This window comes from Borrelia nietonii YOR (genome assembly GCF_023035795.1).
In the GTDB taxonomy this organism is placed as follows: domain Bacteria; phylum Spirochaetota; class Spirochaetia; order Borreliales; family Borreliaceae; genus Borrelia; species Borrelia hermsii.
In genome coordinates this window covers 704,722-716,229 of record NZ_CP073148.1, presented here as the reverse complement: position 1 = coordinate 716,229, position 11,508 = coordinate 704,722, and the positions used below count along the sequence as shown (strand labels likewise).

The window sequence follows — 11,508 nt, the reverse complement described above, 5'->3', positions numbered from 1 at the left end:
TTCATTGAACAAATACAGACATAACTCTTTGAAGAACCTTGGCTCTATCAAGAGGCTTTACAATAAACGTCTTTGCACCTTTAATCAAACAATCTTTAACCAACTGTTCTTTTCCTAAAGCAGAAATCATTATTACTTTAGCATTTTTATCAAACTCCATGATATTAGAAAGACAAGTTATTCCATCCATCTTAGGCATAGTAATATCAAGAGTAACAACATCAATATTAGGATAATGATTTTTATATTTGATCACAGCCTCCTCGCCATCAGCAGCAGTATCAATAACATTAAATCCTTCAGAAGTAAAAATTTGTGTAAGCTGCTTTACAGTAAAGACTGAATCATCTACAATCAAAACATTAAAAGGAGCTCCGGTTTCATAATTAATCCCCTTTGGTTTATTTGTAGAATCCATAGAAATTGTAGTTTTCTGGATCATATTAAACCCTCTTTTCTCATAATAAGTATTTTCAACTTCATAATCATATCAAACCCTCTCTCTTATTGCAATATTAACCTCGATAATTTTACCATCTGGTAAAGTAAAAGGTACTATTAATGCTTCAGAACCCTTATTACTTATTTTCATATTTTCTCCATAAATAAAAGCTGGCGGGGTTATATCAAACACAAAACCCTTAGCATGCAAAGTAGTAACAAAATTACCAGCAATAATATTGCCAACTTCCGTAAGAGTTGCAGCTACCATCTCCTTAGTCTCTTCATCATCAAAATCAACATACTCCTCAAAATTCAACTTAGAAGCAACAAAAAGTGCAGTATCAATATCCATATCAATGATAATGCTACCTTCAACAGAACCTGCAAGCCCTACAATCACAGAAACCCCTTTTATTTTTTGATTTATCGACTTAAGTCCAGGACTGCCCATCTGAATATCTTCAACAAGCAACATATCCCTTAAAACTGAAGAAGCAGCATCTAAAAACGGCTCTATATAATCTATTCTCATTAATTTCTCCTTTAGATCCTTTTATACAAGTTAAAATATTCCACAGATCTATCTTTTACAAAAATATCATTGTTCTTAAGTTCTTCATTATCTCCCAAAATCAAAAGAGCACCCCTAACAGATTTTTCTGCAATCGCATCCAGAATTAAAACTTGCCCATCATCATTCAAGAAACATAAAACATCTCTTAAAAAAATAATTCCCAAATTCTCTGGAAATTCTGATAAAATGGCATCTGAATATTCAAATAAAATACTATTAATAATCTCTGGCTTGAATTTATAAACTCCCGGACTCTGTTCAAAAGAATTTTTCTTATAAATCTCGCTCAAATTGATCTCAGATTCTGAGAAAACTAAATTAGAAGTGCCAATCACCTTAATTAAATCATTATCAATAGCTGTTACCTTAAAAGGATTTTTATAAGACTCACATAAAACATTCACATAAGATATTGTCTCTTTTCCTTCACCACATCCAATCTCAAAAACATTTAAAACGGTACCAACATCACTCATATCATTAACATAATGCTTAACAATTTCATCTTGAAATCCTTTTAAATATTTATCATTCCATAAGCGCCCTGATGATTTTGAATAAAATTCACCTAAAAAGTCATCATAAGCTAAATCATTAATATTTGCAATATCTAATTTCATACTAACTTTCTTTAAAAACTCATCACTTACTAAAGACGCATTGAAAGAATATTTAAAAAGATTTTTTTTAATAACCTTTAAATCAACTAAATCATCCTTAGATGATGTTACAATCTCACTAACAGATGATTCTGGTAATTCTAAGGAATTATTACTATAAGACAATGATTCAGAATCAGAAGAATTTACCTTATCATCATTGCTACTATCTTCCAATAAAAGTTCTTCTTCTCTATCATAATTAAAAATCTTATCAACATCAAGAAGAATATATAATTTTCCACTATATTCCACTACTCCTTTTATGTAGCGTATAAGTGCTCCCTGAGATAGAACAGGATGAGGATCCTGAATCAGAGAAGAATCAATTGAAAAAACATTATTAACCTTATCAACAATAACGCCTATTAATAAATAGTCATTCCTAAGAACCATAATGTCTTCACGCTCTTTCTTAATGACTTCCAAATTAAACATTATTCTCAAATCAATAATGGAGATTATCTCACCTCTTAAATTATCAAGACCAACCACATATTTCTCAGCATTTGGGACATATGTAAAATTACTAGATTTCCTAATCTCCTTAACTTGCATAATATCTACTAAATAATTATCATTACCAATATTAAAAGATACTACTTTAAAATCCAAATTAACAGGGTTAATTCCTTTAACCTGCCTATTTAAATTAGGCTCACCTGAATATATCTCTTTTATTTCCATCATAAGACTATCCTTTCATATCCTTTAGATCAAAAAGCCTAAATACATCAATAATTAAGACAACCTTACCATTACCAAGTGTAGTAGCCCCAACTATTCCGGGACTTGACGCATACTTATCTTTAATAGGTTTTACAACAAAATCTTCTTCTCCAATAATAGAATCCACAATTATCCCTGCCTTTTTATCATTAATACTAATGACTATCAAAAACTTCTCATATAAGGTTTGATCGTCTTTTATATTAAAAAGCTCATCAAGCCTAAGCACAGATATAACTTCTTCCCTTAAATTATAAACTTCATGATCATTTTCAAGAAACTTAATATTTTCCTCACTAATTCTATGCGTTTCAAGAACACTATTTAAAGGAACAACATAAATCTCACTGCCTGATTTTACAAGAAGACCCTGCACAATCACCAACGTTAAAGGAAGCTTTATTTTAAAAGTAGTACCAACATTAACTTTTGAATCTATTATAATATTTCCATTTAATTTCTTAACATTACTCTTAACAACATCAAGTCCTACACCTCTACCAGAAACATCTGTAATTTGACTAGCTGTTGAAAATCCAGGTTCAAAAATTAAGTTAAGAACTTCACTCTCAGATAAAACCGTATCTTCCTTTATTAAACCTCTCTCAATTGACTTCCGCCTAATAATATTTGGGTCTATACCTCTTCCATCATCTTCAATCTCAATTGATATCACATTACCTTCATTCTTGGCACGCAAAACTATATGACCGGTTTTATCCTTACCATTGCTAAGTCTCTCATCAGCTGTCTCAAGTCCATGATCCATAGAATTCCTAATACAATGCATTAAGGGATCTACAAGATCATCTATGACAGATTTATCAACCTCCGTATCCTCCCCTTCAGTCCTAAGCTCTACAATTTTACCTAACTTCTTTGAAAGATCTCTTACCACTCTTGTAAATCTTGAAAAAATACCAGAAACTGGTAGCATTCTTGTCTTTAAAACACTCTCATGCAAATCAGTAATGATCCTAGAGAGCCTATTAGATGCAAATTTAGAATCTTGAAGAATTTTAAGCAATAAATCTCTTAAACCTACCATATCTTGTAAAGTTCTATCAATTTTATGCTCCACCAAATTTGCTATTTGGCTCTCAAGAGAACTTTCCAATTCCAAACCTACATCCTTAAAAATCATCTTTAAATCTACCAAGAAACTATTGCGAAAACTTTCTTGATAATCATAAAAATGATTAAAACCATAAAGGAAAGATGTCATATCAGAATTTATTTGATTATAAGCTGACTTACTTATAACAGCTTCACTTACAAGATTTAATATGGAATCTATCCTTTTACTATCGATCCTAATTAAATTGACATTCACAGCTGGCTTTTTTGATTCTTTAACAGGAGTATAACTCTCAACTTCGGTATTTAAATCTACATCTTTAATATTCTCCAAATCGATTTTCTTAATATCAAAACTAATAATAACATCTGATAAATCTACCTTTCTAGAAATACTATCCACTGAGGTATTTGATATTAAATAATATACAATAGAATCAAAAAACTTATCGGTTAATAAATCTTCACTATCAGGAATAGATTTATAAACTTCACCTAAGCTTTTTAACGCCTGCAACATTTGAAATCCAGAAATTGTTGCCATAGGATTATCTTTATTGAAATTTAACTTCACCTCAAATAACTCAGCATCACCAATATGCCCCCTTAAACTTATAAGCTCATCATTAGAAAGCTGCAATTCACCTTTAGATACAGCATCATGAACAACAGTATTTTTCTCTCTTAACTCTGCCTTTGCCAATTCACTACCAATATCAAATTCATCAATTGCATAACTTAAAGCAACATCAGACAAATCTATTTTTTCTGCAACATTACGTTTATTTAAAGATATTAAATAATAATCTACTCTGCTTAAAAACTTATCTGCAATAATTTGCTCATAGTTAGGAACAGTGTAAAGAATTGGTCCTAAGTCTTTTAAAGCCTGAAACATTTGTATGCCAGCAATTGTAGCCATAGGATTATCTTGATTAAAATAAATACTAACTCTTAAAACTTTTTGCTCAAGTCCTACAACTTCGCACATATCACTAAGTTCACGGGAAGAAAGCAAAAATTCATCATCATTTATTTTCTCTAAAGATACAACAGAAGTTGTTTGATGTCCATCTCCTAAAAATTCTCTTAATTTATTTTTAAGCTCGCTTACATCTTTTAAATAAACATCTCCATTAAGACGTGCATCAAGCATGCCTTTTATTACATCAAGTGCATTTAAAAGTAAATCAACAAGATCATTGCATATCTTTAATTTATTATCTCTAATAGCATCAAATACATCCTCAACAACATGAGTAAAACCTGAGAGTTCCATCATATCAACAGAAGCTGAACCGCCCTTAAGAGTATGTGCCGCCCTAAATATCTCATCAATAGTTTCTGCATTATTAGGGTCATCCTCTAATGACATAATATTCTCTTCAAGAGTATCTACAAGATTCTGAGCTTCCTCAAAAAAAATCTCTAAAAGCTCTTTATTATCTGAATCTAGCATTAGCCTATTTTTCCTATCTCAGCTTAATAGGGCAAAATCTTAAAGATTTAAGCCCTATTCACACATCATTAAATTTATTATTTTTCAGTTCGTTTTCCAGATTCATCATTACCGCCTTTCTCTAAGAAATTTTGGAAAGACTCACCTGGCATTGACACACTTTCTCTAATCTTTAAAACTCTCTTAAGAGCTTCCTGTGATTTCAATCGTCGAAGTGATTCCGCCCCACGTGTCTCATAAATCTTAAATACAGATTCATTATCAATATCAGAATCCAAGGAAACACTTAACTTACTATAAATAACCCTTACATCCTTGACATAAAAAATCAAATTCTGATCCCTTGAGCTATGAGATTTTAAAACCCTAAATGCCTTAAATCTCATCTTACTTGAAGGAAGAGGATAATTAGGAATGTTATCTTTAACCACTCTAGCACCTATGCCTGGAATATAATTAGGATTTGACCACACTAAATCTGCCCAACCTTTAAATTTCAAGGTGCCTAAAGGATAAACATATTCCATACCACTCATATCTTCAAATAAAACTTCAAGATCGATCTCATGACCCAAACTGTAAACAGTAACCTTAACTTCTTTCATAATTTTAATATTATCAATAAGACCTTTACCTAAAAACTGCTTACCATCCTCTCCAGCATAAAACGGAATCTTAAATGGAGGCAAAACCATTGCAGAAGATTGAGAATGACTTGGGAATAATATCCTCACTCCTAAGATTGTATCGCCTGCATATCTTTTAGATTCAGCCTTAACAACAGCTGGAACAACAACAGAATTTTTTACATAAGCCTGCATCCTAGCTGAAGGGGTCAAAAGAACAGTCCAATTACTTATTCCAAGGTCTAATACCATATCTTCTGCCTTCACAATACTTGAAGCCCCAGAATACACACGATCAACATAATCTGCAAGATCAAGCCGTGTTGAACTTGGATCTCTTGCAAGTTCAACAAAATCAAAAACTACTTCGCCAGGCTCATCTTTAAGGGAATTAGCACCTGCACCAGTTGCTTCTTGTCCGAAAATAGGACTTAAGATAATAAGAAAAAATAAAATAAAAATAATATTTCTTACTTTAGTCATAAAATTAACTCCTGCTACAAAATTATTTAAGCTGCTCATTTTAATTTTACAGCATATCCAAGACTGCCCCAATGCCTTAAACATCTAGAATATACCCCTCAATAAAAATAACAATTTCCCTAATATTTCCAGAATAGTTGAAATTAATTGTTTTTTTTAAAGATTCAACAAATAACTTTACTCTAAGTTTATCAGAGTCATTATACCCACCATTTTTGAAAGAACTATAAAACTCTTTTGAAAGATTTATAAAATATACATCATTGCTTATAAAAGAATACAAAAGCTTTACATTCCTTGTCGCAAATTGTAAAGAAAAACCTTTACTATTACCCAATAGAAAGTCTCCAACTAAAAAATCCAAATTCTCTTTAAGAGTTTTTTTCTCCTTTAAATATCTTAAATCAGAAATCAATTCATTTTCAGAATAAAAATAAAATACTTTTCTAAAGAAAATATTCTCATAATTTACAAAAATTATACATGAAGACCACAGAAAACTTAACAATAAAAGTGCAATTAGTATTCCAAGTAAATATTTATCTCTATTACGACCAAGAAAATTACAATAGATAGAATTATTTTTCAAAATCATATCCAAAACGTTATTTTTCATAAAACTCAATAAATTTAATTAAAGATTTAAGTACTAACATATTCATCTTACTCATATAATTGTAATCCAAAATTAACATCGCATCAGCAAGATTAGATAAAAACCCAATCTCAATTAACACAGCAGGCATACTACTATTTTTGATCACAAACCACTGCTCTTCCCTAATTGATCGTATCTTGGTTTCATATAAAACATCACTAAAAGTTTCATATAAAATCTCAGCTAATTTCTTTGACTCATATTTATACTGAATATCTAGTATATCATTAAGCTCCCTTAAGTATCTATTACCTCTAATATCATATCCTTTAAAATTTCTTACAACTTCTCTTTTTGAATCCTGAGGAAGATACCAAAATTCAATTCCCCTAGCTTCAGGATTTGGCGCATTATTTACATGCATTGATAAAAATATAACATTATTTGGAAAATCTGGTTTAATTGCATTTGCAAGTTCAGATCTATCTTGTAACGGCACGAAAACATCATCTACACGCGTTAGTAAAATATTCCTATCTAAAAAATAATTACTCAATATTTTATATAAATGAATAGAATAAGTTAAAGAAAAATCTTTCTCTAAAAGAGTAATATCATGTTCATTTATTTTATGAGTCACAACAGCTCCTCTATCATGTCCACCATGACCAGGATCGATTACTATCGATGTTATTCGTGGTTTACTGTAGCTTTGCAAAGATCTAAAATAATTTTTAATCTGTATCAAAGCCCTCTTGGTTACCAAAATCTCCCCATCCTTTAAAAGGATAGGATCTACGTAAATATAATAACCAATAGACGAGAGACCATATTCAAATCCCACCTTAAGCTTAAGATGTCCCTTCTCATGTTCAATTGTAATAATATCATTTTCAATGTTAAAGTTAAACTTAAAGCACTTACCATCAAATGAATCAAGAATATTAACATAATCAAATTCCCGGGCATCTAAAAATAGAGAGACAAAGATTAAATTAATCAATAATATTATTTTCCCAAAGTTCAATTGCACTCTTTAAGTCACCTTTAAACCTTAAGCTATTCTTAATAGTTTCATGTTTGATCTCTTTAAATTCTCTGCCAAATTTAAAAGGGTTAACGCCATATCTTAAACATAATTGCAAAAATCTAAGGAATGAAAATTTTATTCCGTTTCCAACAAAAATAGGAACATAATTTTTAAGCAAAAAGATCAAATAACTTCTATTTTTTGTTAAATCTTCTGGAACATTTAAAGCGGTATATTGTATGCGCAATTTTCTATAAATATGAATACTCTCCCCGAAATAAATAGCCCTAAGTCCAAAATCCAACCTTTGAAAATATTCGTTTTTAATCCTTCTATCAAAACCCCCTAGCTGAACAAACTTCTCTTTAGAGTAAAGACCACAATAATCCATAGTAATTAAAGTCTTCTCATAATCCTTCTCAGAATTTATTAAAATTACCTTTAATTTCTGCTGTTTATCAATAGTCGGAAGAAAAACTGATGGAACAACTTCTTCTTCCTTGTCAAAAAATTCTCCGCCAACAAGAAGTACATTCTTTTTAACTATTTCATCAAATATATTAGGAATCCAAAAAGGATTTAACAAGTACATATCACTTTGCAACACAAAAACAAAACTACAAATGGATTCTTTCATAGCTAAGTTAACCTTCTCGCCAGAATTCAAGTCATCAGAAAGTAAAATAAATTTCAATTTATCATAACTTTCTGAAATAAATTGAAGAGAATTCCTATTACTTTGCTTTTCAATAGAAATAATTTCTCTGATAAAATCAAAATTAGAGAGAAATTCAAATAAATCTTCTCTAAAAATTTTTGTACCTCTATTTAGAATTACAAAAGAAATTCCAAAAGTTGACCTTTGTACATAATTATTTTTAGACTGAATAACTGTATAAGAATAGTCATTACTCTTAAAATACATAAACTTACTTCAAAAATCCTTATAATTAAACTATAATAATTACATGGTAAGCACTAAAATGTTAAAAATAAGTATTTTAAACATCGATCAATTAAAATATAGCATAGTTATTGCCGTTTTAATACTTACAACATTTATAAGTTGCAAAGATAAAAATATAACCTACGACAAGAGAATAAAAAAAATACTTGATAATAATAAAATTGAATATAGAATAGACAAAGAAAATGATTTTATTGTATCAAAAACCATCAATGAGATAAAAATAGAAATAATAGTCAGATCAAAACTAAATTCATATAAAAATTCAAAAATAAGAGAAATATTTGGAATTGTCGAGATATTCGATGTCAATTCGGACAAAATCCAAGAAATATCAGAATCTCTAATGAGTGACAGCTACAATAACCGAGTTTTAGGCTCATGGGAAATCATTCATGATCCTGAAAGGGGCAATAATTCTTTAGTATATATTGTCAAAGCTGAAGAAAATGCAAAAGAAACCTTTTTACTTGATGCTCTTGAGGAAGTTGCAGCGACAATATCTATCTTTAAAAAGGTAATAACGGATAACAATACAGAAATCAAAATTAACAATACACCTAATGAAATTAATAATGATACCTTACAAAATGAAGACAAAATAAAAGACCATGCAGAAGAGGAGCTTCAAAAAATAAAAGCCGAGTAACTATTCTATATTCAAAGAATTAACATCAAAATTAAAATTTACCTTGTCACCTACCTTGATTTTAAATTTAGAAAAAGAACCCTCTGGAACCTCAAGAGCATACTTAACCTTATACCTAGAATTTACAATTCTTTTTGAAAAAGGAATCAAACTGTAAATTTCCTTAATAACACCTGCAGAATTAATATAAGCAATCTCAAGTGGCACAGAAGTATTTTTCATCCAAAAAGATAAATTTTCCTCTTTCTTAAAAATAAAAAGCATGCCATTATTTTCATTTATGTTCTTAGTTCCCATATACCCTTTAGCTCTAGTAAGTTCATCAAATGCAAGCTTAACAAAAAATTTAGTATCATTGATAATAATTTCTCTATCATATACATGACTGGTACAAGACACATAAAAAATTAATGCAAAAAGAGACCGCAGACTCAACTCTCCTTATTAACATAAGACTTTAATGTCATTCTTAAAATATTGCTACTTAAAACAACAATAGAATCACCAACATCCCAAATATAATCAAAAGGAGTTACAACAGTAGCATCACCAAATTTTTCCTTGACACCAAGAACAATAGAATATTGAGAAATCAACTTCCTATCAAAAACAAAAGTATACGAATAAAGCTTATCTTTATCAAAATTAAAATAAGCATATCTTAGAGGAGACTTACCTTCAAATCTTAAAGTTTGTGTTTTAGCATAAGAAAATTCAACTTCTTCAAGATCATAATAAAAAATAGAATTTTGACTAACATTATCCTCAACAGATTTAACATTATCTCCCATCTTAAAAGATAAGAAAACAGATAACAAATAAAAAACCGTAATTACCATATGAATTCATCCTTAGAAAAAAAGAATGTAAACAAAAAGCAAAACCATTAAAAAACTTGCAAATAAATAAAGCATGACATTAATATTAAATCCAAAATAAAATCTTGACCTTAAAAAACTACTATTATTCCAGGAACCCTTAAATTCTCCTCTCTGCCTTCTTCTAAAAGGACGTTTTGATTTTTCTTCAAAAGGACTATAACTACACTTTGGACAACCATTTTCAAATGCAGAAACAATACCCACATACCCACAATTTGGACACTCAAGATCACCTAGTTTAGCGTGACAATTTGAACACACAGATTTATCAAGTCCAACCTTTCCCCCACATTGTTCACAAAAAACCTCAAATTTGACTTTTTTCAAAGTATAATCCTTTAAATATAATATTTAAAAATAGTATACATTAATTATCATATAAAATATATTAATATAGGAAAACTAAAATGAAATCAGGATTTGTATCAATAATAGGTAGACCTTCAACGGGAAAATCTACAATTTTAAATTCAATATGTGGACAACAAATATCAATTATTTCATCTACACCACAAACAACTAGAAACAAAATAAAAGGAATATTTACAGATAAAAGGGGTCAAATTATTTTCATAGATACGCCGGGATTCCATCTAAGTAAAAAGAAATTCAATATAGCATTGATGAATAACGTATATTCTGCAATTACAGAAACAGAATTAATTCTTTACGTAATTGACATTCAAGATGAACCTGGTATTGAAGAAAATGAAATATTAACAATTATCAGTAAATCCAAAATTAATTTCCTAGTAGTCATCAATAAAATTGACATTCAAAAAACAAAAGAAAAAGAAATAATGCTATTTTTAGAAAAAAAAGGAATAAAAAAAGATAGTATTATAAAAATCTCTGCTGAGCAAAAAATCAATATTGAAGACATTAAAGATAAGATTTATGCGAATCTCCAAGAAGGTCCTCTTTATTACCCAAAAGAATATTATACAGATCAAGAAATGAACTTAAGAACTAGTGAAATAATTAGAGGCGTAGCTATTAAAAAGCTCAAAGAAGAACTACCATATTCTTTATACACACAGATCGAAATCTTAGAAGATAGAAAAAATAAACTTTTTATTAAAGCAAATATTATTGTAGCTGGAGAGAGTCAAAAGGGAATAATAGTCGGCAAGGGGGGGCAAGGAATAAAAACAATTGGAGAAGAAGCAAGAAAAATAATATCAAAAATATTTGAAAAAAAATGTGATTTATTCTTACAAGTAAAATTAAAAAAAAATTGGAATAAAAATCCTAAACTAATTAAAAATTTAATCAATTAGCACAATAATATCATAAAACATCTCTTTTAAAATCTTGAAACAAAAAACATAG

General features: G+C 29.4%; 13 protein-coding genes. 2 read left to right on the top strand and 11 right to left on the bottom strand.

What is annotated here, in order from left to right:
- Nucleotide 1: 1 nt before the first annotated feature.
- The 8 genes from bhYOR_RS03390 to bhYOR_RS03355 form a co-directional block, all read right to left on the bottom strand.
- The gene (locus bhYOR_RS03390; RefSeq protein ID WP_025399976.1) at nucleotides 2–442 is read right to left on the bottom strand and encodes a response regulator; all 441 of its coding nucleotides are present in this window, start codon (nucleotides 440–442) and stop codon (nucleotides 2–4) included.
- Nucleotides 443–490: 48 nt separating this feature from the next.
- Nucleotides 491–976, bottom strand: coding sequence for a chemotaxis protein CheX (locus tag bhYOR_RS03385; protein WP_025399975.1), 486 nt, complete (start codon nucleotides 974–976; stop codon nucleotides 491–493).
- An 11-nt stretch (nucleotides 977–987) separates the two neighbouring features.
- Nucleotides 988–2,364 (bottom strand): CheR family methyltransferase, encoded by a 1,377-nt coding sequence (locus bhYOR_RS03380; protein ID WP_025399974.1) that lies wholly within the window; start codon nucleotides 2,362–2,364, stop codon nucleotides 988–990.
- A 7-nt stretch (nucleotides 2,365–2,371) separates the two neighbouring features.
- Entirely contained in the window at nucleotides 2,372–4,942 is a 2,571-nt protein-coding gene (locus bhYOR_RS03375; RefSeq protein WP_025399973.1) for a chemotaxis protein CheA, read from the bottom strand.
- Nucleotides 4,943–5,019: 77 nt separating this feature from the next.
- Complete coding sequence (locus bhYOR_RS03370) at nucleotides 5,020–6,051, bottom strand: flagellar filament outer layer protein FlaA (protein ID WP_025434111.1); 1,032 nt, start codon at nucleotides 6,049–6,051, stop codon at nucleotides 5,020–5,022.
- A 76-nt stretch (nucleotides 6,052–6,127) separates the two neighbouring features.
- Complete coding sequence (locus bhYOR_RS03365) at nucleotides 6,128–6,667, bottom strand: hypothetical protein (protein ID WP_025434110.1); 540 nt, start codon at nucleotides 6,665–6,667, stop codon at nucleotides 6,128–6,130.
- Nucleotides 6,657–7,652, bottom strand: a complete 996-nt coding sequence (locus bhYOR_RS03360) for an N-acetylmuramoyl-L-alanine amidase family protein (protein ID WP_025399970.1) — start codon at nucleotides 7,650–7,652, stop codon at nucleotides 6,657–6,659. The genes bhYOR_RS03365 and bhYOR_RS03360 overlap by 11 nt, the downstream gene beginning before the upstream one ends.
- Nucleotides 7,645–8,604: a glycosyltransferase family protein gene (locus bhYOR_RS03355; RefSeq protein ID WP_025399969.1), complete on the bottom strand. Its 960-nt coding sequence runs from the start codon at nucleotides 8,602–8,604 to the stop codon at nucleotides 7,645–7,647. The genes bhYOR_RS03360 and bhYOR_RS03355 overlap by 8 nt, the downstream gene beginning before the upstream one ends.
- Nucleotides 8,605–8,662: 58 nt before the next feature.
- Here bhYOR_RS03355 and bhYOR_RS03350 point away from each other — a divergent pair, with 58 nt between their 5' ends.
- A complete protein-coding gene (locus tag bhYOR_RS03350) occupies nucleotides 8,663–9,295 on the top strand; it encodes a hypothetical protein (protein WP_025399968.1) in 633 nt (210 codons plus the stop codon).
- On the opposite strand, the gene bhYOR_RS03345 is transcribed toward bhYOR_RS03350, so the two are convergent.
- From bhYOR_RS03345 to bhYOR_RS03335, 3 genes are read right to left on the bottom strand one after another with little or no spacing between them, the layout of a single operon-like run.
- Nucleotides 9,296–9,730 carry a DUF192 domain-containing protein gene (locus bhYOR_RS03345; protein WP_025399967.1) on the bottom strand — a complete coding sequence of 145 codons (435 nt, stop codon included), beginning with the start codon at nucleotides 9,728–9,730 and terminating at the stop codon, nucleotides 9,296–9,298.
- Nucleotides 9,727–10,134 (bottom strand): hypothetical protein, encoded by a 408-nt coding sequence (locus bhYOR_RS03340; protein WP_025399966.1) that lies wholly within the window; start codon nucleotides 10,132–10,134, stop codon nucleotides 9,727–9,729. Before bhYOR_RS03340 ends, bhYOR_RS03345 begins: the two co-directional genes overlap by 4 nt.
- Nucleotides 10,135–10,146: 12 nt before the next feature.
- Complete coding sequence (locus tag bhYOR_RS03335) at nucleotides 10,147–10,503, bottom strand: zinc ribbon domain-containing protein (protein ID WP_025399965.1); 357 nt, start codon at nucleotides 10,501–10,503, stop codon at nucleotides 10,147–10,149.
- 80 nt (nucleotides 10,504–10,583) lie between these two features.
- On the opposite strand from bhYOR_RS03335, the gene era reads away from it, so the two are divergent.
- Nucleotides 10,584–11,456, top strand: coding sequence for a GTPase Era (gene era / locus bhYOR_RS03330; protein WP_247088209.1), 873 nt, complete (start codon nucleotides 10,584–10,586; stop codon nucleotides 11,454–11,456).
- Nucleotides 11,457–11,508: the final 52 nt, after the last annotated feature.